The sequence below is a fragment of the Leuconostoc sp. JNUCC 76 genome, assembly GCF_053667755.1.
Window position 1 is genome coordinate 2,140,991 of record NZ_CM132206.1, and the last position, 25,399, is coordinate 2,166,389.

Below are 25,399 nucleotides of genomic sequence, written 5' to 3' on the forward strand. Positions count from 1 at the left end.
ATATAAAAAGACCATCAAACAACTCCTTGTTTGACGGTCTTTTTATATTGTCTGATTTAAGATGCGTTTGGTCTCACGGAAAACGGCTGACAAATTCGTGTATTGATCAGCATGCAACACAACTGTTATATAATGTTTTCCTTTATACGTAAACAATCCCACATAAGAAACGCCTGATTTAATAGAGACACCAAGTTTAGCACCGATGACCGTATATTTCGTATTTTTAAAATAATTTTTCATCAAAACATAATTACTATCTTGTGTAACGCCATCAAATTGATTTTGTGATTGATGAACAATTCTTTTTAATCGTGGTGTTTTTTCTAAAATATTATCGGTCATAACCGCGACATCAAAAGCAGACATCTTATTTTCTGCATTATCAGGTGCCTTAACACCATCATCCATTGCTTCATCATTACGGATTCCCGCTGCATTATACCATTGTGCTGATGTAAGTCCCCAAGATTTACTAGTCTTAGTCATTAATTTAACAAAATTTGTTTGTGAACCACTAACCTGATCACCTAAGGCAATAGCCGCGTCATTAGCAGATAACTGTAGCGCAGCACGCAATAATTCATCTGCTGAATAGGCTTGATTACTATCCAAATCCACACTTGCCAGATTAGATTCTTCTCCGATTTTCATCGTGTTTAACGACGGCTGCACTTGCGTGTCTAAAGGTAACTTTTTGAGTACCAAATAGCTCGTCATTAATTTACTAATTGACGCAATCGCTAAAGGTTGATGAGCGTTTTTTTCGGACAAAATTTTATCTGTATCCGCATTCATCACAACCGCTGCTTTCGCCGTAGTTGTGATTTTTTTAATTGATTTCTTTTTTTCACTTGCTTGGATTTGTTGTTGAGCATTCACAGGAAACACTATACTCAATGTCACAATACAAATTGCTGCCAGTAGTCCGCTTTTCTTCATGACTATAATTGTACTCAAAAATAACCTGTTGACAATAGCTTCGCTTACATTATATAATTAACTGGTTAATTAACCAGTGAACTAAAGAGGTGTTTATGGAGAAAACAGATAAGATTATTCAAGCGCTTAATTCTTTTGTTCAAGAATACGCTAGTAATTCTGAACTCGTAACGGCAACTGCCGGACAAAAAATCAATTCGACACAAGCCCACTTACTGATGTTGCTTAAAATTCTGCAATCGCAGACCAACACAGAATTAGCTGCTGCAATGAATCTATCAAAGCCTGCTATCACCAAAGCTATTAAAAACCTGATGCGCTATCATTATGTCACAGCAGTGGTAGATGATTCTGATAAACGGAGCACACACTATTTACTGACTGAAGACGGCGAAAAATTGGCACAACTCCACGAGCAGGCACACACCACCATGCACGATAATATTCATACCATTATGGCTGATTTCACACAGGAACAACAACAAACAATCACTCAGTTTTTAACAAAACTCAATAACATAGGAAATAATTCATGAAAAAAATAATTATAGCACTCTCTGCCATTGTCATCATTGTCATTGGTGTTGCCTTATTCAAAGGCAATTCCTCGTCGTCATCTAATCAAAAAATAACAATTGTTGCTTCAACAGACTTCTACGCCGAAATTGCCAAAACAGTAGTTGGCGAGCATGGCACAGCTACTGCTATTATCAAAGACGCGAATGTTTCTCCTGAAGATTACGAACCAACAACAACTGTTGCCAAAAAAGTTAGTACTGCTGATATCGCTCTTGCTAACGGTTTAGGATATGATGCATGGCTAAATAAGCTTGCCAAAACTTCTAAAAATACAAAACTTATTCGTGTCGGCGAAGATGTTTTAAATAAAAAAGCGGGCGTCAACCCGCACTTGTGGAATGATCCTGAAACAATGAGTAAAACAGCAAATTATCTAGCAACTGAGCTTGGTAAAAAAGACCCTAAAAATCGCGATTATTACAAAAAGAACGCCAAAAAGTACATCGCTAGCCTGAAACCTGTGAATGATTTAATCACAAAAATATCCAAAAAGGCTGATGGCCAAACCGTTGCCCAAACTGAACCTGTTTTTGAATATATGCTAGATACCTTAGGATACAAAATAATGGATACAGATTTCTCTGAAGCAATTGAGGAGGGTAATGATCCTTCACCCGCAACATTGGCTGCACTTAAATCAGCAATTACAAACCATAAAATTGCTTTCTTTGTTAATAATACTCAGACATCAAGTTCAACTGTCTCTAACTTAATTGATTTAGCAAAGAAAAATGACGTCCCCGTTGTTAATGTAACTGAAACCATTCCAAACGGTGAAAATTATGTTAGTTGGAAGCTAAAAGAACTGAAAGAAATCGAAAAAGTTACGCAATAAAAAACCTCTCTAAAAAATTAAAAAGATCAGCTATCCAAATCATAAAGATAGCTGATCTTTTTTAGCATTAATTACCTACTAATGAAATGCTTTATATCTAACCCTACTTTGTTGCATAATGTGCCGCCGCTGCACCCAAATTAAAACGAGAAATTCTAACTTTTTTGAAGCCTGACTTTAGCAACAATCGCCCAAGCGTCATATAGTCCATAAAATGTTCTGTTGTTTCATCAAGATATTTGTATTCCTGATACTTTCCTTTAGCAAAAACACGCCCAAATAATGGCATGACATGACCGAAATATAGCTGCCAAAATGGTTTAACCAGGGGACTATCCGGTTGCGATGTTTCTAAAATAACAAGCTGTCCACCTGGCTTTAAAATACGATACATTTCTTTGATTCCTTGTTTTGGATCAGGTAAATTACGTAGTCCGAAACCAATAGTCACAATATCAAAACTGTTATCTGGTAAGTCTAAATCCATCACATCCCCTTGCTCAAGTGTGATTTTTTCCGAATAGTCACTTACATCAACCTTTGTTTGCCCAACCGCAAGCATTGACTCACTGAAGTCTAAGCCAATGATCTCGGAATTAGAGTCACTATTTTCTGCCAAGGCAATTGCCCAATCAGCAGTTCCCGTCGCCAAATCAATTATTTGTGCTTTTTCTGGAAATATCATCTTATCCATAACCTTCTGACGCCACTTTTTGTGCGATCCCAGGCTGATAATGTTATTCATTTTGTCATATTCTGGTGCAATAGTATTAAACAGGGATTTTACATCTGTATTTTTTGGAGATAGTGTCATTTTAGTTCCTTTAATCTTTCAAGTTCGGATAAGAAAGGTTTCCGTTGTGTTTTGCCACTAGCTGTTACATGCCAGTAATCGGCAAGGTAAAAGTGTTTTGGTACTTTATAATGCGCAATACGCTTTTTCCCAAATTGAATTAAGTCTTCAAGTTGAAAGTTATCTCCTTGAACAATAGCTATTGGAACAGAACCCCACTGTTTATCTGGAACACCAACAACGACAACTTTACTTATGCCTGGATAATCTGCATATATACCTTCAACTTCATTTGGGAAAATATTTTCACCGCCTGAATTAATCATATCCCCTTCACGACCTTGAACAAATACGAACCCGTCAGAATCTACATAACCATAATCTTCTGTATTAAACCAACCATCTATCATTTGTTCTTCCAGTTTATCAGGTTGATTTAAATAACCAGTTGTTAAAGTTGGTGATTGAATCCAAATATTCCCTTGGTGTTGAGGTTTTCCTGTATGGTCAGCAATTTTTAAGCGAACTGGGAATAGCGGTTTACCTACAGAACCTATTTTTTGCTGAGCATACTCGGCATCCAACGCCACTACTTGTGAGGCTGTTTCAGTCATTCCATATGACTGTATTACTGGAATATGATGAGCTTGGGCCTGATGAAGTGTCACAGAATCTGTTGGTCCACCACCCAGAAGCATAGCTCGAAACTGCTTATTATAATTTACATCCTTAGGCAAATCAGATAACAACTGCCTTAACATTACCGGTACTACTGAGATAGTAGTAATATTCTGATGCACCAATAATTCGTTAATTTGATGAGCATCAAAGTTACGTTGTAACACTACACACATGCCATAAATTAATCCACGCATAATAATTGAAAAACCACTAATATGAAAAATAGGTACAACAGCAAGCCAACTATCATCAGCTCGTAATTCCAGATTCAATGCACTACCCATTGCCGAGTAAAAATGGTTTTGATACGTTTGCATAACCCCTTTGGGTTGACCTGTTGTTCCAGAAGTATACATAATACTCGTCACAAAAGTATCATCAAAAGTCGTAACTGGATTTACTTTTTTTCGCGTTGACAGTTCGCTAAGTTTTAACTGCTTGTCCACTTTTAAAATATTCGTGTAACTATCATCAGTTAAAATAGTATTCACATTAGCATCTGATAGCTGAAAATTAATTTCATTAACAGACAATCGCCAGTTAATAAAAACAATTGTTTTACCAAGTTGTTGCAATGCCATGATGGCTAAATAACCGGTCAGCGTATTATGCGTAATTAACGCTACCCGAGCATTATTTTCTGTAACCGTAGCGACTTTTTCAGCCATATCCTGTGCTTGCTCTGCTACTTCTTTAAAAGTCAGTTGTTTATCTTGATACTGTACGGCGATCCGGTTCGGCGTAAGCCGTGCACGTTTTGTAAGCCAGTTTTCCATTTTTATATCATACCGTAGAATTTTTGTGAAAACAAAAATATTATCACTTAATCAATTTTTCTACTTCTGCCTCAACTTCCAAAGTAGAAATAGCCTGAATATATTCAACATCTGAAATAAGTTCTGTTGAACGCAATAAATGAAAAGTGCCACCCATATTTTTTGTTAAAAAGCCAGAATCAGTAACACCATTACGTTGATAAAACTCATATCTTTTGACACGTTGTAATTCATTGTCAGCATGTTGTCCTATAATTTCTGATTCTAACACGATACCATCAGGGTACTTTTCTGTTAGTGCTGTGATAGTCCTACTACCAATCCCTTTGCCACGTATATTAGCATCAACAGCAAAATAGAGTACAAATACTTTCTGATCTGATATTTCAACCAATAATAAAATACCTACAGGTTGATCATCATCCACAATCGTTGCCATTCGAACTGCTTCTTGTTCATTTGTAACGTGTTGTAATTGTGAAAATGGTAAACGTTCATACTCTGGAAATGCACTGAGATAGACATCATACCAGTATTGTTCATCTTTTTTTGTTACGTTGACAATTTTTATCATGAATATTTCTCCATATTTAAGTAGCAATTCCTCTCATTTTATCACAAAGTGTTAGAAAATATACGAATTGTGCTATTCATGAAACTTGAATAACAAATAAAAATACCTCATTGGCTATGTCAATGAGATATCAAATAAATTTTTAAATTACTTGCTCTTTATCTTTCTCTGCTAAATGAAATACATGCCAAATTGTAATCGCAATAATCCAAGCGACAACAAATAAACCAACTAAGATGATTCCCATTTGATTAAAATCTAACGCAGTGGCCCATTTTGTTAAACCGTTATTCCAGCCAAACATTGCAGCAAATGACTGAATAAAATCAACAAAACCAATGAATCCAGCTGCTAATATAGAAATTCCGGTAATCGTCAAATTATAGTAGACTTTTCGATATGGTGAAGAAAAGACCCAATGGTAGGTTGTACTCATAAAAAATCCATCAATTGTATCCATCAGGCACATCCCCGCAGTAAACAACAAAGGAAAGGCTAACGTTGCATACCATGGAATACCTTCATTGGCAGCGGTAGCAGACGTTGCTAAAACTGCAATTTGTGTCGCCGTATCAAAACCTAATCCAAACAAAAAACCAACTATAGCAACTTGCCAATTATGCTTAATCATACCCAATAATTTCAAAAACAAGCGATATATTTTTGATGAATTAACTTGTTCGCCGATTTTAGATTCATCATTACCATAATTCCGCATTGATATGAACTTTACCCAAATATCACGCAAAATAAAACTGTTTACAATAGCTAACATCATTAACATAGTAGCTGCAATCAAAGTTCCTAGGGCACCACCAATTTGCTCAAAAATTGGCATAGAATGCTTTGCCCATTCCACAAATAAAACAGTGGTCAAGGCCATTAACACAACAACCATTGAGTGACCAAATGAAAAACTGAATCCTACACCGCGTGTATTTTTGCCATCGTTTAACATTTTGCGTGTCATATTATCAATTGCAGCAATGTGGTCTACATCGAATGCATGTCTTAGTCCCATCGTAAATGATAAATAAGCCATAGCTATCATTTCAGGATATTGCGAAGCACTTGTCATTAATAATACGATTCCTGAAACTAAAAAAAGAATAATTATTGCGCCATAGCGCATTGCATCCGACTGTATTGTTGCCTGTTTTTGTGTACGTAACATCATAATTTTCTCTCCTTATACTGTAAAAGTAAGATTATCATAGAGCATATTCTTAGGTAAATATAGCAAACACGTAATGTCCTTAATGAACCAAACATGTCCTTTCAAAAATATGCACTACAATTACTCATCCTATTTGTTATTTTGAGCTTTAAAGACACAAAAATACCCCAACTAATTAATAGTTGGGGTATTTTTAAATTAGTTATCCCAACTGTCCACTAAACTATAACGGCTTAGTAGACAGTCACTCAAAGAACCTACTAAACATCAACTGAGAAGTAGGTAGAGGAGAGAATAGTTTATTTTTTTAATATTTTTGCTCATGATTTTTCCTCTTTTTCTTATGATTTACATCTTTTAATATGAAATTAATTATATTATCGAAATCTAATTTTGTCAAACGTTTTATTATTAAATTTTAATAGTAAAGTCAATAATTGTACGAGTATGTGAGGGAATATTCATTTTTTTAGAAAGTAAATATCTACTATTGCTTAATTGTCACATCACCACTATTTGTTGATAGCACATATTCTCCAATCGTTCCTTTATGTGTGTAATTTTTCTGATCATCTTCATGATTATTAAAAGCAGAAATATCACCATCAAATGTTTTAGCAGTCACACTACTCTTTCCAATTTTGGCTGATATATCGCCATCTTGTGCAGTAATGTTGAGTTGACCAGATAGTTGGTTATTCATTAAAGTGATATCACCATCTGATGTGCGTATTTCACCAGTATTAATATGATTCTGATGCATATTTAAGTCACCATCTTCTAGTTTAATATTTAATCCATCACGAATATGTGTATGTTGTATCGTTAAATCACCATCATTACTTTTGATCGTAGCTGTTGATGCAGTCACATTGTTTAAATGTCCATCTTCGATGCCATCAATCATCAAATCATGATTAACTTGTATACTAGTCAAATCTGTGTCCGATACTTGCTGCATTGTTATTTTATCCGCTTGGACATCTGACAAACTCACATCGCTATCATCTTGTCCGTCAATTTGAATACTAGACAAACTTTGTGATTGCGGAACTGTAATTAAAATACCATCTTGATATCCTTGGTTACCGTAATTCCAAGAAAAGCCAGTAATATTAAATTCGATATTAACATTCCCTTGAGATACACTGCCAGCTTGTTTATCAGTAATTTTCAAATGATTTTGCTGATAACTCAACTCGGGTAGTTTCTGATACGTCATTACTTTAACGGTGGTTTCCTTAACATTCCCTGTGATAATACGTACAGGTAACGATGTTGACACGTCAATATTTTTCACCTCGCTATAAGTATATGATTGTTGTACCATTTTTTCTTTTTGTGTTTTGCGGTCAATAACTTTAAGGCCATTATTCCAAGAAATAGAACTAGAACCGCCACCAAAACCCAATCCAATTAAAGCTAACACAGCGCCAATAACTATCAAACTTAATCCAATTTTAACAATTCGTTTCATGTTATTTGTCCTCCCGATGCATGTGCTTTTTATCAGTAAAGCGACGATAAATTGCCTTGCTTAATTGTGCTGTTTTATCAATTAGCCACCTCAAGAGACCAATACCAGCTGGTATTACTGTCAACATTATTCCCAATATGAGCAAACCACAGCCAATATAATACAACCCCGTCCAGATTGATTGCAGCAAGACACCAATTCCGATAATGACTAATAAAATACTTGTCAGGCTCAGTACAATGACAACTGCAATAAAAGCTACTAAGAATGCAAAAAATACAGCAGCAAGCGTGACCAAGATCATGAATATAGGGAATGCTAACGGTGACGCCAGTAATGCTAATGCAATCCACCAAATCAGCTTAATATTTGAACGTGGGTTTTTACTATTTGAATCTTCTGTGGATTTGTCATCTGCCTTAATTGAATAGTCAGCTAAAATTTTTCGTGAGAGTTGTTTTGGCGTGCCTAATTCAGCACTACATTGCTGATATGTTGTTAAATCAGCATCCATAGCATACTCTCGATAGAAATTCATCGCTTCCTCTTTATCTGAATGGTGCAACTGATGTAGTAGTTGCTCTAACTCAGCTAAATAATTCTCCATCTGCTTATCTCTCCTTCAATAATGTGTCAACATTTTCTTGAAATATTACCCAATCCTGGCGTATGCTAGCCAGTTTGTCACGACCTTGTGTTGTAATCTGGTAGTAACGTCGGTTTCTACCTTGATAAGGTTGATCATAGGTAGTAACGAATTGATTATTTTTTAATCTCCGTAGCACAGGGTATAACGTCGATTCCGAAACAGAAATTGTGCCCTGCACCCTTTGCGTTAATGCATAACCGTAATAATCTTCTCTATCCAATATCGCCAAAACACAACCATCTAATAATTCTGAACTCATTTGAATTGCCATACTTATTTTCTCCAATACTATACGACATATAATATATGTTCAAAAATATTATATGGATTTTTAATTGTTTTGTCAACAAAAAAATATCTCACCAAATGTCATCGTTGAGATATTTTTCGTTGCCTAATCATTTTTTAATAGCTCGCAATCAATAAAATAGATAGCGTACCGCTAGTTTGGCTTTTAACTATTTTATGCACTTTTTAATAATAAAATCCATGTCGATAATCCCATGACGAGAAAATATCACTCATTATTTTCATGATTTTATCGACATCTAATCCTTTACGAATAACAATTGGCGCTGGTTGAATACCAACAGCACCATTTTGTTCTGGAATAAGCTTACCTGATTCATCAACCATTGATACCATCACACCTTGTTCGTAACGCGTGTCTAGCGTCTTATCAGGTTGAATTGATGCCACGTAATCATCCGCCTCAATAATTAAGTCAGCAGCATTTTCAATTTGGTCACCAATACCAGCTACTAATCCTCGGTTCCCCTTACCTGAAGGATTAGCTGAACTTGCAAATGAGAACTTACCGTACTTTTCCCACATTTCTTTGGCGATATTTTCACTTGGTGTGCCAAACTTGATAACAAAGCAACTAGTTTCACGTTTATCCATCATCAAATTTTTGGTACCGTCATTTGGTATCTTGCTCTTAGCTTCTTCTTTCCATGGCAATATGCACCCCAACAAAATATCCTCATCCCAATGTTGTTGATACATTTGTTCGATCTCAGGTGTCATTTGCGCTAATTCTTTAACTTGTTCTACTGAACCACATAATACGACACCTGGCTTGTTACGCTTACGATTTTTGGCAGCAAACTTTCTTTCTAATCCTTTATCGTCTGAAGTCATGATAATGTAACCCACTTTTGTTGGGCTAACAATCATTCCCCCATCTTCTTTCAAGATATGAATGGCTTCTTCTTGAATACCACCGTTCCAATGAACCTTTGTTGTTGTTGCTTCTGTCATTATAAAATACCATCCTTTTTAATATATTGCTTTTTGTTTTGTTTCTGGTCCATAAACTGCAACTACAATAGCTGCGATTATTGCTACTGCTGCGATAAAATAAAAAATCAAATTGGCGCTAAATTGCGTAATTGCCCAAGCTGCAAAATACGGTGTCAAAACCGTTAGTATCTTGGCTACACCATTAGCATAACCCGTTCCACGAAACCTAAAGTAAGTAGGGAACAGTTCTGACATATACACCCCGACAACCGAAGCCATCAAAATATACATCATGGTTACCACCAAAAAACCAATGATTAAAATTCCTGCCGTTGTATGTTGTTGCGAATAAATTATGCCAAACACCGCTGTCATTATAAAGGCCGTTACAATTACTTTCTTGCGGCCAATAAAATCAACTAATAATGCCCCAATAAGTGCCCCTATTGGTGCCCCAGCCATCATAACTGCTGAGAATGTCAATGAATGTGCGACCTCAATACCCTGCTTTATTAGCAAAGTTGGCATCCACGATGTAAATGTATATTGTGTTAAATTAACTGCACTCACTGCAACAGTTGCAACCAACAGCCCAATGCCAATCCTAGTCTTCACTGGTTGTCGTTTTACACTAGAATCATTTGTGCTGTACGAGCCATTCACTTCCAATTTTTCAATGATCTTTTCAGCTTTATCATATTCTCCGCGTGCAATGAGCCAACGTGGTGATTCTGGAAAATGACGACGAACAACCCATAAAATCAATGCTAATATACCAACAATAACAAACATTGCACGCCATGTATAATGAGGAATAACACTTGCTGCCAAAAGTAAAGTCAATGGTGCAGCTAAGTTAGCAATCACAGAAGTGACACCACTCCACCGACCACGATTTTTAATTGGGGCAAATTCATTAATTAAGGCGTAACCTGTCACAATTTCTGCGCCTAACCCAATTGCGGCGAAAAAGCGTAATCCGATTAACATCCAAATATTAGTTGCAAACGCCGCACATAGGGTTAGTACACCAAATATCAACAAATTAGTCGAATATGCTTTTCTCCGACCAAGAAAATCACCGATAAATCCAGCAAAAATAGATCCGAAGAAAAGGCCTAAAAATCCAGAGGAAAGAAACACAGAACCTTGTGCAAGTGTCGCAAAATGTGTGCTAACTATTGCACTATTTACTGCACTAGCAAGATAAACGTCCGCCCCATCTAAAATCATACCAGCTGCAATCATCGCAAAGACACGGTAAAATGTCGCCGTTTCTTTGGTTGTGTCCATCCGTTGTTGCAAATTAATTGCCTGTTCCATGTACTGCCTCCTAACCGAAATTTGGTCGTTGCTTTTCGAATGCAGCAATCAATTTTTCATATTTCATCGTGTTATCAATATCATCTTCACCATTGATAAACTTTTCTTTCCATTGTGAGTTGATATCAAAATGGAAAGTATAGTTTTTATAAGTCACAGTTTGTTTGGGTAAGTCAATTTGAATATCTTCATCTGCTTGAATATCTCGTAATATTTTTCGATTTTCTTCAGGCAACACAATTGGTAGTAAGCCATTCTTGGTTGAATTCATGTAAAAAATATCTGAAAATCCGCCACCAATTACTGCCCTGAATCCATAATCCGTTAACGCCCATACTGCGTGTTCTCGTGATGAGCCTGATCCAAAGTCATTCCCTGTAATCAAAATTGAAACGCCCTCATGCTCGGGCTTGTTCAATTCAAATGATTCATTTAATGAACCGTCAGTATTATAGCGCCAGTCATAAAACAAATCTTTCCCAAATCCGGTTTTCAAAATGTTTTTCAAAAACTGTTTAGGCAAGATAATATCAGTATTAATGTTGTCATTTGGAATAACAACAGCTCTGCCTGTTTCTCTTACAAAAGCTTCCATATTATTCCCCTATACAAACTCATCTGCTGTAATATCAACAAAGTGACCAGCAATTCCTGCTGCGGCAACCATAGCTGGAGAAGCCAAATGCGTTCTTGATCCCGCACCTTGACGTCCAATGAAATTTCTATTTGATGTTGAAGCAACATGTTTTCCTGCCGGAATTTTGTCTGGATTCATTGCCAAACATGCTGAGCATCCTGGTTCACGCCATTCACACCCAGCGTCCTCAAATATTTTAGCAATGCCTGTTTTAATTGCACGATTTCTAATGGCACGACTACCAGGTACAATCCACGCAGTTACAGTAGGCGCCAAATGGCGTCCTTTCATCATATTCGCAGCAATTTCAAGATCTTCGTAACGGCTGTTCGTGCATGATCCGATGAAAATGTAATCCAAATTAATGTCAACAGGCCTCATATTGGGATGCAAACCAATATATTCATAAGCGTTTGCATCATTATCATCCTTAATTTCTGGCAAAGACTGATCAACAGGTGTAGCCATGCCTGGATTTGTTCCCCATGTCACCATCGGTTTCAAATTTGATACATCAAAGGTCAACGTCTCATCAAAGTCACTTTCATTATCTGTGTAGAATTGTGACCAATACTTTTTTGCAGCTTCAAAATCCTTGGGTGCTTGTTCACGACCCTCAATGTAATCAAATGTCGTTTGATCGGGTTGTACCATACCAGTTTTTGAACCAGCCTCAATTGACATATTGCACATCGTCATACGAGCTTCCATTGATAACTTCTCAATCGTTTCACCGTAAAATTCAATTGCATAACCAACCCCAAATGACACACCATATTTAGCAATAATGCCCATAATAATATCTTTTGCGTATGTATTTTTAGGTAACTCTCCTGTTACCTTAATTCCCATTGTTTTTGGTTTAACTTGCCAAATCGTTTGAGTCGCCAAGACATGCTCAACTTCGGAAGTACCAATTCCAAAGGCAATTGCGCCAAACGCACCATGAGTTGCTGTATGAGAATCACCACAGACAATCACTTTAGCTGGTTGTGTCAATCCTCGCTCCGGTCCCACAACATGAACGATTCCTTGCTTGTCATCACCAATTGATGCCAATGGCACATCAAATTCTTTTGTGTTTTTAACCAACGTGTCCATTTGTAATCGAGACATTTGATCTTGTACATTAAAAATATCTTTAGTCGGCACGTTATGATCCATTGTTGCAAAGGTTAAATCTGGTCGCCTAACGCGGCGATTTGTACTTCTCAACCCATCAAAAGGTTGTGGTGATGTCACCTCATGAACTAAGTGTAAATCCACGTAAATCAGTTGAGCTTCACCAACTTCCCCAGTAATGACATGTTTTTCCCAAATTTTGTCAAATAGTGTTTTGCTCATATTATATCCGCCGATTCATACTTTCTTATGTAATCAATCATTTTTTGCGTGACCTCATCGGTCGTCATTGTTCCACCCATGTCTGGTGTTACATAGTGATTTTCAATAATGTAATCTACTGCTGCAGTAATTTTGTCTGCAATCTTTTTTTCGTCAAAGCTTTCCGTTAACATCATAGCTACCGTATTTACCATAGAAATAGGATTTGCTATGCCTTGCCCAGCAATGTCAGGTGCTGAACCATGAATTGGCTCATATAAATTAGGACCACTTTCACCAACTGACATAGAAGGTATTTGTCCAATGGAACCTGTAATTTGTGCTGCTTCATCACTTAAAATGTCCCCAAACAAATTAGGTATAATCACAACATCAAATGTTGCTGGTTTTGACATAATAGCCATTGTCATCGCGTCAACATAGTAATAGTCGATTGTCACATCCGGATAACTTTTACCAACTTCATTCGCAATCTTTCGCCAAAACTTTGATGTTGCCAATACATTTGACTTATCAACGATAGTGACATGCTTGTTCCGCTTTTGAGCCATTTTGAAGCCTTGGTGCATAATACGAGTTACTTCTTCTTCACTGTAATACATCGTATCAATGGCTTGGTGTGCTTCTAACTTGCGTGGCTTTCCAAAGTAAGCACCAGAGGTCAGTTCACGAACGATAACGAAGTCCGTATTTTCAACATACTCTGGCTTCAGTGGTGAGCGGTCAATTTGTGCTGCCGTCACTTTTGTTGGCCGGATATTAGCAAATAAGTTAAGTTTGGATCTAATTTCTAATAGTCCTTGTTCTGGACGTCGTGGCGCATTATCCCATTTTGGTCCACCAATTGCACTAAGTAGCACCGCATCAGCTTGTTTTGAAACATCAATAGTCGACTGTGGTAAAGGATCTCCAGCTCGATCAATACCATCACCACCAAAAGGTGCATCGATAAGTTCATAAGCAAATGTTGTATCCTTTGTCGCAGCATCCAATACAGCTAACCCTGCTGTCATGATTTCCGGACCAATATAATCGCCTTTTAAAACTACTATTTTTTTAACTGATGTCATATTATTGATAACTCACCATTTCTTTTTCTTCAACAACTTGCATAATAACCTTTAATTGATCATCTGTAATCAAATCAGACTCTTCGGCAACTGATTTAAAGATTGGGAAAATTGCTTTCATATCATCACGCGTCACATCATATCCCAAATTATTTAATTTTGACATTACTGCATGCGACCCTGACAACTTGCCAAGTGGTAAGGATGCCGTAGCGCCGACCATTTCTGGTTTCAAAATTTCATAGGTTTCTGGATTTTTTAAATAACCATCTTGATGAATACCTGATTCATGAGCAAAGGCATTGCGTCCCATAATGGGTTTATTACCCGCAACTGGCATGCGGGTTGCGCGTGCGACAATATCAGAAATGGCTTTTGACTGAGCTAAAACAATATCTGTTTCAGCATTAAACCTTTCATGACGTACATGAATAGCTGCTGCTGCTTCAATCATATCAACGTTTCCGGCACGCTCACCAATACCATTAATTGTGCCCTGAATTTCCGTCGCACCATGCTCAATTCCTGCCAAAGCATTAGCCGTTGCCATACCCAAATCATTATGTGTATGTGTTGACCAACCAACTGTATCAAAGCCAACAATATTTTGACGCAAGTTTTCAAAAACTTCGCCATATTCCTCTGGTGTATCATAACCAACAGTATCAGGTATGTTAATCATCGTCGCTCCAGCGTCAATAGCTGTCTGCACGCTTGCTACCAAAAAATCAGGTTCAGTTCGTGTCGCATCTTCAGGTGAGAATACAATATCTTGCATATACTGCTTAGTGAAAGTAACGTCCGCCTTGATTTTTTCCAAAATTTCCTCTTTGGTCATGTGTAACTTGAACTCACGGTGGATTGGTGAAGTTGCAATGAACACATGAATCATTGGATGCTTTGCAGCCTTAGTTGCCTCAATAACCGCATTAATGTCATTTCTGACCATTCGTGCCAAACCGACAACTTTTGCATTATCCACAACCTCAGCAATTCTTTTTACTTCTTCAAAATCTTTCTGAGAAGCCGCAGGAAATCCCGCTTCAATTGCTGCAACGCCATAATCATCCAATCCTTTTGCAATTTCAATCTTTTCTTCAATTGAAAAGTTAACCCCGATTGTTTGTTCACCATCACGCATTGTTGTGTCATAAAAAGTTACTTTGCTTGCCATAATCTTCTCCTTAAATTAAAATCCCGGACTAGTCAATTTGACTAGTCCGGGATCATGCACTCACATCCTTTTATTCACTAGCCATTAGATAAGTACCTAACAACCAGCTCAAAAGCTCAACTTGCTAGGGTCTGTCTGAGCAAGTTGAGGAGAAGGGCTGCATTTGTAATATTCATTTGTACAGTAGCCTGATTTCTCATGTGAAACACTTCCTTTTAATTTAATAAACTAATCATAACTACTTTATAATTCATCGTCAATCACGGGAAGTGTTTTATTCCATTTTTATATAATCAAGCTATTTTTTTATAATCCTAACGCCATTTTGGCATATCGCGACATTCGGTCTATTTCCCAAGCTGGTTCCCACGTGAGTTCAACTCTGGTTGATTTTACTTCGGGTAAAATTTTTAATGCTTCGTCAATCATCTCTTCTAATACGCTAATCAATGGACATCCCATGGTTGTTAGTGTCATATTGATTGTCACATTCCCTGTGCTATTAATATCAACATCATTAATTAATCCTAAATTGACGATATCAACCCTTAATTCAGGATCGATAACCGTCGTCAAAGCATCCATAATGCGCGCCTCAACTTTCTTATTCATAACCTATCCTACCGATCCGACCATTTCAAATTTCATTAATCGATTTAATTCAACCGCATACTCCATTGGTAGCTCTTTTGTGAATGGTTCAATAAAGCCCATGATAATCATTTCTGTAGCCTTTTCTGCCGAAATACCACGAGTCATCAAGTAGTATAGTTGTTCTTCAGAAACACGTGATACCTTGGCCTCATGTTCCATAGACACATTTCCATTTAAAATTGTATTATATGGAATCGTATCAGCTGACGATTTATCATCAACTAGAATCGTATCACACTCAACGTGAGCAAATGACCCATCAGATTCGCGCCCAAACTTCACCGTGCCACGGTAATCTGTGGAACCACCATCATGAGCAATTGATTTTGAAATGATAGATGATGACGTATTTTTAGCGTTATGAATCATCTGCGCACCAGAATCTAAGTTAACACCCTCGCCAGCGACAGCAATCGATAACATAGTACCTTTTGCCCCCTCGCCTTCCAAATAGACTGATGGATACTTCATCGTTGTTTTTGAACCAAAATTGCCATCAACCCATTCCATTGTTGCATTTTCATGGGCTGCTGCACGTTTTGTTTCCAGTGAATACACATTATTAGACCAATTTTGAATCGTAGTGTAACGGCAATATCCATCTTTTTTAACTATCACTTCAACCACAGCAGCATGCAAGGCATCCCCTGAATACATTGGTGCTGAACAGCCCTCAACGTAATCGACATGTGCGCCCTCATCAACAATAATTAATGTTCGTTCAAATTGTCCCTCATTTTCTGTATTAATGCGGAAATAAGACTGAATAGGGGTCGTAACGTGAACACCTTTAGGCACATAAATAAATGTACCACCAGACCAAACTGCTGAATTTAGAGCGGCTAGCTTATTATTGGTCGGTTTAACCAGTGAACCAAAGTATTCTTGAACAAGCTCTGGATATTCTTGAACCGCAGTATCTGTGTCGGTAAAAATAATACCCGTTTTAGCGAACTCTTCCTTCATACGATGGTAAACTACTTCAGACTCATACTGGGCAGAAGAACCAGCCAGCCACTTTCGTTCAGCTTCTGGAACACCCAAACGCTCAAATGTTTCTTTCAATTCTGCTGGGACGTCATCCCAGTCACGGTACTTATCATTTGTTGGCTTGTTATAGTAGTAAATATCTTCAAAATGTATCTCGCTTAAATCTGGTCCCCATTTATGCATTGGCATCTGAAGATATGTTTGATACGCTTGCAATCGATAATCTAGCATCCATTGTGGTTCATTTTTCTTGGCTGAAATTTGACGAATAATGTCTTCATTTAGACCTTTTCCTGTCGAAAAAACAGCTTGATAATCATCTTGAAATCCTAATTCAGTAGCTTTATCGTTTGAAATAGCAGCTTTTGTCTGATCAATGGCTTCTTGTCTATCTATTTCCATGACTGCACCCCCCCTTTATTTTTCTATTGCTAATAATTCATCCAAAGCATGCCATGCTAAGGTTGCGCACTTTACTCGTGTAGGAAATTTTGTAACGCCTGATAAAATTTGTGCTTCTCCAAGTGATTTGAAGTCACCATCTTCACCACGAGCCATTTTTGAAAATTGATCAACCAACTGACCAATCTGACTCTTACTTTTACCAGATACTAAATCTGTCATCATTGAGGCGGAGGCCTTCGATATCGCACAACCATCTCCATAAAAATGAATATCTGTCACCTTATCATTATCCATATTAAAAGCCACTTCAATGATATCACCACAAGTTGGATTATACTTTCGAACATGATAACTTTCTGTTCCCAACATAGGCTTGTAGTTATGTGGATGTTGCGCGTATTCCATAATTGTTTGACGATACAAATTATCTAAATTATGCAAACTCACGGTTAAAGTACTCCTTAATTTTTCCTATGATATCAATAAAGTGATCAATTTCTTCACGCGTGTTGTAAATGTACAAGCTGACACGAACTGTGGCAGCAATATCTAAGTGTCGCATGAGTGGTTGTGTACAATGGTGGCCTGCTCGCACTTCAATACCTTCTTGATCCAGTGCAGTTGCTAAATCATGCGCATGAACACTATCTAAATTAAATGCGATAACACCCGAATGGTGTTCACTATCTTGCGGACCATATACAGTAACGCCAGGTATTTTTTTTATTTTCGGCAAAGCGTAAGAAACTAATGATTGTTCATAAGCCTCCACTTTCGTCATACCAATATTTGTCAAATAATCGACTGCTGCTCCCAAACCAATCGCACCAGCAATATTAGGTGTTCCAGCTTCAAAACGCCAAGGTAATGGTTGAAATGTTGCTTCATGAAGGTCAACTAGTTCAATCATTTCCCCACCAAATTGCGCTGGATTCATTTTGTTCAACACCTCATACCTACCATAAAGTACACCAATACCCGTTGGTCCTAACATTTTATGACCAGAAAAGGCGAAAAAATCAACATCCATATCTTGAACATCTATTACCATGTGCGGCGCTGATTGAGCACCATCAGCAATCATAATAGCGCCATGTTCATGTGCCATTTGTGCTAATTCTTTTATTGGGTTAACCACACCTAACACATTAGAAGCATGAGTAACAGATACAATTTTAGTTTTGTCAGACATCTTTTCTTCAGCATCAGCCAAGTCCAACGTACCATCTGCTTTAAGGTCAATATATCTCAAGTTAGCACCCACACGCTGTGCTAACTGTTGCCAAGGTACAATATTGGAATGGTGCTCCATATAGGAAATTAGAATTTCATCCCCTTGCTTAATGTTTTCCGCACCATAGGTACTTGCCAACCAATTCAACGATTCTGTTGTACCACGAGTAAAGAGAACCTCTTCGCGTTTTTTTGCATGTATAAAATTTTGAACTTTGTCTCGTGCCTGTTCATATGCGTTTGTAGCTCGTTCTGACAGTTCATAAATACCACGATGTACATTAGCATTATCATTTTGATAATAATCAACGAGTGAATCAATGACAAACTGTGGTTTCTGGGAAGTCGCCGCATTATCAAAATATATCATTTGCTGTCCGTTGATTTTTTGGTTTAATATTGGAAAATCAGTTTTAATCATCTTCATGTTTTAACTTTCTTTCTATTTCCTCAACTACCTGCTGTTGTGCTTCTTTTGTCGGCATTTTTGCTAATACTTCGCCCATAAATCCACGAATAACCAATTTTCGAGCAACTTGTTCACTAATACCTCTACTCATTAAGTAATACATCTGATTCTCATCAACACGACCGACTGAAGCCGCATGACCAGCTGTAACATCGTTTTCATCAATCAATAACAGTGGATTAGCATCACCTCGTGCGCGACGGGACAACATCAAGACACGTGATTCTTGTTGCGCATCTGATCCCTTTGCTCCCTTAATAATTTTCCCAATACCATTAAAAACTAATGTGGAACGGTTTAAAATGACCCCTCGTTGGAAAATGTGTCCTAATGAATGACGACCTCGATTTAAGATAGTCGTTACAAGACCCTGAGTTTGTTTCTTTGTTGTCAGTCCAATAACATTTGTATGTGAGGTAGAGCCTTCCCCATTCAATTGACTTGCCAAGCGAATAATAACATTCCCATCATTAAACTCGGCATTTTGCCAATCAACTGTTGCGTGATCTCTCACTTCTGCTTCACGGTTAATAAAGGCTGTTGTTTGTTCTCCAAAAGAATCAATATTAGCATAAGTAACTTGGGCACCTGAATCGGCTATAACTTCAATAATAACCGAAGCTTTTGTTTTTTGAGTGCCTATCGTATGCATTTCTTGCAGAATATCAACTTTAGCGTTCGAACCAATATAGACGAAAATACGGGCAACCAAATCTTTGCCAGAAGTAGCCAAATGATTTAATGTTAAATGTAAAACTTCATCAAATTGAACATTTCCCGGAATGTATACGAAGATCCCAGTATTAAATTGGGCAAAGTTTTGAGCTGACAAACGATCCGTTGCTTTGTCAATAACACTCCCAATCATCTTTTTAACAAGATCTGGATGCTCTGTTTTCGCTTGTGTCATGCTCATCAGCATCACCCCTTGAGCGGTCATCTCTTCTGTCAAATGTTGATATGTTGTCGATAGGCCACTAACTTCGATGCCGTTCTTCTTATTTTTCATAAAGAACGATGTTGTAGCTTTTTCTGTGGCTGGTATCATTTCATCAAGTTGCCATGAATTATAGCGAACTTTGGCAAATGTAGGCAACGGAAGAGATTGTATTACACTATTATCAACCATATCAATCCTCCACAAAATACGAATTCACATCTTCATCTGTTAAATGAACATTCAATCCAAGTTCATCTCGCAAACCAGCATATCCTTCAGCTTCCAGCTTCTTGGCCAGCTCTGCACCACCTGTTTTGACAATTTTGCCCCCCATCATAACATGGACAAAGTCTGGAACAATGTAATCAAGTAAACGCTGATAGTGTGTGATCATTAACGCACCAAATTCACTAGAGCGCATTTCATTCACACCGCGAGAAACAACTTTCAAAGCATCAATATCTAGCCCTGAGTCAATTTCATCTAAAATAGCAATTTTAGGTTCAATCATCATCATTTGCAAAATTTCATTACGTTTTTTTTCACCACCAGAGAAACCCTCATTAAGATAACGTTCCGCCATTTCTTCAGACATAGATAAAAATTCACGCTTTTCATCAAGTTTTTCAATAAATGACATAATACCAATTTGATCATCTTCCGGACGGCGTGCGTTAATTGCTGCCCGCATAAACTCAGCATTTGTTACGCCTTGAATTTCTGATGGATATTGCATAGCTAAGAATAGGCCAGCACGTGCCCGTTGATCAACTGACATTTCAGCTAAATCTTGATTGTCAATGTAAATATGACCTTCAGTCACCTCATAGGCTGGATGCCCCATAATAGTTTGCGATAACGTTGATTTTCCCGTTCCGTTTGGACCCATGATGGCATGAATTTCACCAGTATTAACAATTAAGTTAACTCCCTTTAAAATTTCTTTTCCTTCTACTGAAACGTGTAAGTTTTCAACCTTGAGTGTTGCCATTGTTGTTTTCCCCTTTTCGTTGACTGATCTTTTTTAAAATGTCTTCGTTCTTATGTATTTTAGCAATTACACGTGCATTTTCAATCATTTCATTCACAATAAAATCTTGACTATGCCACGTATCACTTGCCTCTACCAATAGCCAAAAAAAATTTTCCAAGAAATATGTGCTGTCACTTGCGTTTGCCAAATCAATGCCATAAGTTGCCAACATCATAGCATATTTGTAGTTTTTAATCGACATTTGGTATTGAGCTAACAAATAAACAATCGCGGCTTGACATCCTGAATGGTCCACTGTTGATGTTTCTTTCTGATATCGCCATACGTCTTCAAAAGCTTGTTGTGCCTCATGAAATTGGCCACGTTGATAATAATAATGGCTTGTTATAGCATAAAATAACAACTTGTGGGATTTATTAAGTCCAGCAATATCAACTTTTTTAATCACTTGCTTTGCTGTGGCACAATCCTTTTTTAAAATAACTGAAGAAAAATATTGAGCAATTTGATACATAGGTTGTTCATTATCCAGTAATTTATCAACCTCTACTTGACTCATTAACTGCTCAAACTGTGAGATGTTTTGGTAAAAAAGTTCTTGCATCGCTTGTGTTAAGACTTCTTCATTATGTGTCTGACGAGCGGTCACATTGATAGGGAAAACATCATTTAATGTCAAACCTAGTCTTTCACACAAAGCAATCATGATATCGAAAGCCGGAACTTGCTGATGTTTTTCAAATTTTGATAGCGTAGCTTGTGTGCAAATATCAGCACAAAGTACCATTTGTGATATTTTTAAACGTTTTCTAGTATTAATAAATTTGTCTATATTAATCATTGATCCCCCAATCCTATAAAAAAAGGCACCTAACTGCTTTCACAGTTAGGTGCCTGAACAAAAAATGTCCCAACTGTCTACTAAATCTAAAACGGTTAGTAGACGTTAACTCAAAATAACCTACTAATCATCAATTGAGAAGAAGGATAATGAGAATGTTGTTTAATTTTTTTATTTTTTTATTCATATGTTATTTCTGTTTCTGAGCAAGAACTCACGATAATATTAAAATAATTATATTCCTATAATTTAGAAATGTCAAACGTTGTCAGAACTATTTAAGGCAGATTTGATATTTTATGCACCTAAATTAAACTTGTAACTGATTATTTTGTTAGAAAATATAAATTTGGAATAGTTCATTGACAATTGAACTTATACCCCTATACTCAAATTAGTAAAAACATATTAAAATTAGAAATTGCGGAGAAATATTTCATGACAGATACTTTTTCATTTAATGTAAATAGTGATGATCTACAAAAACGATCTGATCACATCAAGATGGGAATTCATCAAGCCCCAGCCCGATCGTTACTATATGCGACCGGTCAAGTTAGTAACCCAGAGGATATGAAAAAACCTTTCATAGCTATCTGTAACTCATATGTAGAGATTATCCCTGGTCACGTTCATTTACGTGAATTAGCTGATGTTGCAAAACAAGCTATCCGTGATGCTGGTGGTATTCCATTTGAATTCAATACAATTGGTGTTGATGATGGAATTGCTATGGGTCACTTGGGTATGCGTTATTCCTTACCATCTCGTGAATTGATTGCTGATTCAGCCGAAACTGTCATTACCGCACACTGGTTTGATGGCGTATTTTTCCTACCAAACTGTGACAAAATCACTCCTGGTATGATTATGGCGTCGTTACGTTGTAATGTACCATCCGTATTCGTTTCTGGTGGGCCAATGAAAGCCGGACTAGATCCACAAGGCAAAGCAACAACATTGTCTTCAATGTTTGAGGCTGTTGGCGCATTCAAATCTGGTTTAATGACAGAAGAAGAATTCTTAGAAATGGAACAAAATGCCTGCCCAACTTGTGGTTCTTGTGCTGGTATGTTTACAGCTAATTCAATGAACACTTTAATGGAAGTTATGGGCATTGCACTGCCTTTCAATGGTACAGCATTGGCCATTTCTGATGAACGACGTGACCTTATTCGCGATGGTGCCAAACAACTAATGCGCATGGTTAAAGAAAATGTTAAGCCACGTGATTTAATTACAAAAGAAGCACTTGATGACGCTATGGCACTCGACATGGCTATGGGTGGATCAACAAATACTGTGTTGCATGTTTTGTCTATCGCTCATGAAGCCGGTATTGACTATAATCAAGCAGACATCAATGAAATTGCTAAAAAAGTGCCCTATTTATCTAAGATTGCGCCTTCATCAAAATGGGCCATGGAAGATGTTCACAAAGCTGGTGGCGTACCCGCTATCATCAATGAACTAATTCGTATGGGTGGGGTCCTACATCCCGACCGTATGACAGTTACAGGGAAAACTTTACGTGAGAATGTTGCTGATCACGAAATTATAGATGATGAAATCATTCGTAAATTTGATGTAAATCCATACTCAAAGCAAGGTGGCTTATCGATTTTATACGGTAACTTAGCTCCAAAAGGCTCAGTCATTAAAGCTGGTGGTGTTGATTCAAGCATTAAAACATTTACTGGCGAAGCAATTGTTTTCGATTCTGAACAAGATGCTGTTGATGCTATTGATGCTGGTAAAATTCATGCTGGACACGTAGTTATTATCAGATATGAAGGACCTAAGGGTGGTCCCGGTATGCCTGAGATGCTTGGACCAACATCAGCAATTACAGGAATGGGACTTGGAAAAGAAGTCGCATTGGTTACAGATGGTCGTTTTTCAGGTGCATCTCGTGGTATTTCAGTCGGACATGTTAGTCCTGAAGCTGCCGATGATGGACCAATAGCACTTGTTGAAAATGGTGATCAAATTACAATTGATCTTGTCAAACGCACAATGCATTTGCATGTGGAAAATAATGAGCTTGAACAACGCCACAAGCAATTAAAGCCATTTGTTCCTAAAATTAGAACAGGATGGATGGCACGCTATCAAGCCCTCGTAACCTCTGCAAATACAGGTGCTGTATTAAAGGGAGCAGATGAACTTTTCCCAAACTAAAACTTTATCTTACCAGTAGTAAAGGACTGACCCATGGAAAATAAAACACAAGAACTACAAGACCAGATGTTAGAAGCCCTATCACAAGTAATTGACCCAGAACTACGTTGCGATATTGTCAGTTTGGGATTGGTTTATGGATTAGCCATGGATGAAGATGGTCATGTCACCGTTAAACTTACTTTAACAACCATGGGTTGTCCGTTAACTGCTGTATTGGACACAATGATTACGCGCGCTTTATTGGCAATCGATGCTGTCAATAGTGTCAAGATCGACTTAGTTTGGGAACCAGCGTGGACTACTGATAGAATGAGTCGTTATGCAAAAATGGTTTTAGGTGTCCATAGTTAAAAACACCAATCTTATTTCAAGTTACTGGGAGAGTAATATGAATACAATTAAATCGCTTTCAAAATTTCTGACTAAATTTTTCACCGTCTTTGTTATTTTAGTAGCCTTAGCGGCTATTTTCATTCCTGGGCCTGGCACATCACTTGCTACAACAAAAGTGGGGAACCTTTCAGCCGTATCAATATTGCTGATGATTGTTTTGTTTGGCATGGGGATCACTTTAACACCAACTGACTTTAAAAGAGTAGCTCGAAATCCATTACAAATTATTTTGGGAACAATAGCACACTACGTCATTATGCCCTTAATTGCTTTTTTATTAGTACACCTTTTTGGATTAACAGGTGCTGCTGCCGTTGGGGTAATATTGGTGGGATCAGCTCCATCTGGCACTTCCTCTAACGTTATGTCGTTTTTATCTGGCGGTGATGTTGCACTTGATGTTTCAATCGGCCTACTTTCTACATTGTTAGCACCTATCATGATTCCAACACTATTGAAACTGTTGGCTGGCAAATGGGTGCACGTTCCTTTTGCATCAATGTTCTTTTCAGCATTTCAAATTGTTGTTATTCCTATCGTATTAGGTGTCATTGTTCACATGGTTTTTAAAGAACACGTACAAAAAGTGATTGAAATTATGCCTTTGGTATCACAAGTCGCTATATTAGTAATTATTTTAGCCGTGTTGTCAGCTAATTCTAAAACCATTTTGGCAGTTTCAACCTTGATTTTAGTGCCCGTTATTATATTACACAATTTATTAGGCTACTTACTGGGCTATGGCTTCTCAAAAATGATGAAAATGAAGACGCCTCAACAAAAGGCAATCACTTTCGAAGTTGGTATGCAAGATTCTGCGCTTGCCTCTACATTAGCCATCTCATTCTTTGAACCAGCTTCGGCTATTGCCGCAGTTATGTTCTCCGTATGGCACAATATCTCCGGTTCAGTATTAGCCTCTCTTTGGAAGAATCATACAGATAACACACAAGACTAAAAATAATTTTAAAAGGACGATGCTATAAGCACCGTCCTTTTTTATTTAATAACTTAATTCTA

The 25,399-nt window shown here is 37.4% G+C and carries 26 protein-coding genes; 5 read left to right on the forward strand and 21 right to left on the reverse strand.

The window, feature by feature from the left end; genetic code table 11:
• Nucleotides 1-42 precede the first annotated feature (42 nt).
• Nucleotides 43-942 carry a D-alanyl-D-alanine carboxypeptidase family protein gene (locus tag JNUCC76_RS10785; RefSeq protein WP_454154747.1) on the reverse strand — a complete coding sequence of 300 codons (900 nt, stop codon included), beginning with the start codon at nucleotides 940-942 and terminating at the stop codon, nucleotides 43-45.
• A 95-nt stretch (nucleotides 943-1,037) separates the two neighbouring features.
• On the opposite strand from JNUCC76_RS10785, the gene JNUCC76_RS10790 reads away from it, so the two are divergent.
• Both JNUCC76_RS10790 and JNUCC76_RS10795 read left to right on the forward strand, forming a co-directional pair.
• Nucleotides 1,038-1,478 carry a MarR family transcriptional regulator gene (locus JNUCC76_RS10790; protein ID WP_454154749.1) on the forward strand — a complete coding sequence of 147 codons (441 nt, stop codon included), beginning with the start codon at nucleotides 1,038-1,040 and terminating at the stop codon, nucleotides 1,476-1,478.
• Nucleotides 1,475-2,356 (forward strand): metal ABC transporter solute-binding protein, encoded by an 882-nt coding sequence (locus tag JNUCC76_RS10795; protein ID WP_272220783.1) that lies wholly within the window; start codon nucleotides 1,475-1,477, stop codon nucleotides 2,354-2,356. The genes JNUCC76_RS10790 and JNUCC76_RS10795 overlap by 4 nt, the downstream gene beginning before the upstream one ends.
• Nucleotides 2,357-2,459: 103 nt before the next feature.
• On the opposite strand, the gene ubiE is transcribed toward JNUCC76_RS10795, so the two are convergent.
• From ubiE to JNUCC76_RS10895, 20 genes are all read right to left on the reverse strand, one after another.
• Entirely contained in the window at nucleotides 2,460-3,170 is a 711-nt protein-coding gene (ubiE, locus tag JNUCC76_RS10800) for a bifunctional demethylmenaquinone methyltransferase/2-methoxy-6-polyprenyl-1,4-benzoquinol methylase UbiE (RefSeq protein WP_454154751.1), read from the reverse strand.
• Nucleotides 3,167-4,606 carry an o-succinylbenzoate--CoA ligase gene (locus JNUCC76_RS10805; protein WP_454154752.1) on the reverse strand — a complete coding sequence of 480 codons (1,440 nt, stop codon included), beginning with the start codon at nucleotides 4,604-4,606 and terminating at the stop codon, nucleotides 3,167-3,169. Before JNUCC76_RS10805 ends, ubiE begins: the two co-directional genes overlap by 4 nt.
• Before the next feature lie 43 nt (nucleotides 4,607-4,649).
• Complete coding sequence (locus JNUCC76_RS10810; RefSeq protein WP_454154754.1) at nucleotides 4,650-5,180, reverse strand: GNAT family N-acetyltransferase; 531 nt, start codon at nucleotides 5,178-5,180, stop codon at nucleotides 4,650-4,652.
• Nucleotides 5,181-5,322: 142 nt separating this feature from the next.
• Nucleotides 5,323-6,357: a HoxN/HupN/NixA family nickel/cobalt transporter gene (locus tag JNUCC76_RS10815; protein WP_454154756.1), complete on the reverse strand. Its 1,035-nt coding sequence runs from the start codon at nucleotides 6,355-6,357 to the stop codon at nucleotides 5,323-5,325.
• 487 nt (nucleotides 6,358-6,844) lie between these two features.
• On the reverse strand, nucleotides 6,845-7,834 hold the full coding sequence (locus tag JNUCC76_RS10820; protein ID WP_454154758.1) for a DUF4097 family beta strand repeat-containing protein: 990 nt from the start codon (nucleotides 7,832-7,834) through the stop codon (nucleotides 6,845-6,847).
• A gap of 1 nt (nucleotide 7,835) precedes the next feature.
• Nucleotides 7,836-8,441, reverse strand: coding sequence for a DUF1700 domain-containing protein (locus JNUCC76_RS10825; RefSeq protein ID WP_454154760.1), 606 nt, complete (start codon nucleotides 8,439-8,441; stop codon nucleotides 7,836-7,838).
• 4 nt (nucleotides 8,442-8,445) lie between these two features.
• A complete protein-coding gene (locus JNUCC76_RS10830; protein WP_454154762.1) occupies nucleotides 8,446-8,754 on the reverse strand; it encodes a PadR family transcriptional regulator in 309 nt (102 codons plus the stop codon).
• 203 nt (nucleotides 8,755-8,957) lie between these two features.
• On the reverse strand, nucleotides 8,958-9,746 hold the full coding sequence (locus tag JNUCC76_RS10835) for an L-threonylcarbamoyladenylate synthase (protein ID WP_454154764.1): 789 nt from the start codon (nucleotides 9,744-9,746) through the stop codon (nucleotides 8,958-8,960).
• Nucleotides 9,747-9,764: 18 nt separating this feature from the next.
• Nucleotides 9,765-11,051, reverse strand: a complete 1,287-nt coding sequence (locus tag JNUCC76_RS10840; protein WP_454154766.1) for an MFS transporter — start codon at nucleotides 11,049-11,051, stop codon at nucleotides 9,765-9,767.
• A gap of 10 nt (nucleotides 11,052-11,061) precedes the next feature.
• On the reverse strand, nucleotides 11,062-11,646 hold the full coding sequence (gene leuD / locus JNUCC76_RS10845; RefSeq protein WP_454154768.1) for a 3-isopropylmalate dehydratase small subunit: 585 nt from the start codon (nucleotides 11,644-11,646) through the stop codon (nucleotides 11,062-11,064).
• Between the two features lie 9 nt (nucleotides 11,647-11,655).
• Nucleotides 11,656-13,032 carry a 3-isopropylmalate dehydratase large subunit gene (gene leuC / locus JNUCC76_RS10850; RefSeq protein ID WP_454154770.1) on the reverse strand — a complete coding sequence of 459 codons (1,377 nt, stop codon included), beginning with the start codon at nucleotides 13,030-13,032 and terminating at the stop codon, nucleotides 11,656-11,658.
• A complete protein-coding gene (gene leuB / locus JNUCC76_RS10855) occupies nucleotides 13,029-14,102 on the reverse strand; it encodes a 3-isopropylmalate dehydrogenase (RefSeq protein ID WP_454154772.1) in 1,074 nt (357 codons plus the stop codon). The genes leuC and leuB overlap by 4 nt, the downstream gene beginning before the upstream one ends.
• 1 nt (nucleotide 14,103) lies before the next feature.
• On the reverse strand, nucleotides 14,104-15,276 hold the full coding sequence (locus JNUCC76_RS10860) for a 2-isopropylmalate synthase (protein WP_454154774.1): 1,173 nt from the start codon (nucleotides 15,274-15,276) through the stop codon (nucleotides 14,104-14,106).
• Between the two features lie 306 nt (nucleotides 15,277-15,582).
• Entirely contained in the window at nucleotides 15,583-15,888 is a 306-nt protein-coding gene (locus JNUCC76_RS10865) for a metal-sulfur cluster assembly factor (RefSeq protein WP_454154776.1), read from the reverse strand.
• Between the two features lie 3 nt (nucleotides 15,889-15,891).
• Nucleotides 15,892-17,322, reverse strand: a complete 1,431-nt coding sequence (gene sufB / locus JNUCC76_RS10870) for a Fe-S cluster assembly protein SufB (protein WP_072614419.1) — start codon at nucleotides 17,320-17,322, stop codon at nucleotides 15,892-15,894.
• Nucleotides 17,323-17,337: 15 nt separating this feature from the next.
• Nucleotides 17,338-17,772 carry a Fe-S cluster assembly sulfur transfer protein SufU gene (gene sufU, locus JNUCC76_RS10875; protein ID WP_454154778.1) on the reverse strand — a complete coding sequence of 145 codons (435 nt, stop codon included), beginning with the start codon at nucleotides 17,770-17,772 and terminating at the stop codon, nucleotides 17,338-17,340.
• Nucleotides 17,759-18,985, reverse strand: a complete 1,227-nt coding sequence (locus JNUCC76_RS10880) for a cysteine desulfurase (protein WP_454154780.1) — start codon at nucleotides 18,983-18,985, stop codon at nucleotides 17,759-17,761. The genes sufU and JNUCC76_RS10880 overlap by 14 nt, the downstream gene beginning before the upstream one ends.
• On the reverse strand, nucleotides 18,972-20,156 hold the full coding sequence (gene sufD / locus JNUCC76_RS10885; RefSeq protein ID WP_454154782.1) for a Fe-S cluster assembly protein SufD: 1,185 nt from the start codon (nucleotides 20,154-20,156) through the stop codon (nucleotides 18,972-18,974). The genes JNUCC76_RS10880 and sufD overlap by 14 nt, the downstream gene beginning before the upstream one ends.
• 1 nt (nucleotide 20,157) lies before the next feature.
• Nucleotides 20,158-20,958, reverse strand: coding sequence for a Fe-S cluster assembly ATPase SufC (gene sufC / locus JNUCC76_RS10890; protein WP_454154784.1), 801 nt, complete (start codon nucleotides 20,956-20,958; stop codon nucleotides 20,158-20,160).
• A complete protein-coding gene (locus JNUCC76_RS10895) occupies nucleotides 20,939-21,802 on the reverse strand; it encodes a helix-turn-helix domain-containing protein (RefSeq protein WP_454154786.1) in 864 nt (287 codons plus the stop codon). The genes sufC and JNUCC76_RS10895 overlap by 20 nt, the downstream gene beginning before the upstream one ends.
• 438 nt (nucleotides 21,803-22,240) lie before the next feature.
• Here JNUCC76_RS10895 and ilvD point away from each other — a divergent pair, with 438 nt between their 5' ends.
• The 3 genes from ilvD to JNUCC76_RS10910 are packed head-to-tail and all read left to right on the forward strand — an operon-like array spanning nucleotide 22,241 to nucleotide 25,337.
• Nucleotides 22,241-23,983 (forward strand): dihydroxy-acid dehydratase, encoded by a 1,743-nt coding sequence (gene ilvD / locus JNUCC76_RS10900; RefSeq protein ID WP_454154788.1) that lies wholly within the window; start codon nucleotides 22,241-22,243, stop codon nucleotides 23,981-23,983.
• 33 nt (nucleotides 23,984-24,016) lie between these two features.
• Complete coding sequence (locus JNUCC76_RS10905) at nucleotides 24,017-24,337, forward strand: metal-sulfur cluster assembly factor (RefSeq protein WP_260355603.1); 321 nt, start codon at nucleotides 24,017-24,019, stop codon at nucleotides 24,335-24,337.
• 37 nt (nucleotides 24,338-24,374) lie between these two features.
• Nucleotides 24,375-25,337 carry a bile acid:sodium symporter family protein gene (locus JNUCC76_RS10910; protein ID WP_260355604.1) on the forward strand — a complete coding sequence of 321 codons (963 nt, stop codon included), beginning with the start codon at nucleotides 24,375-24,377 and terminating at the stop codon, nucleotides 25,335-25,337.
• Nucleotides 25,338-25,399: the final 62 nt, after the last annotated feature.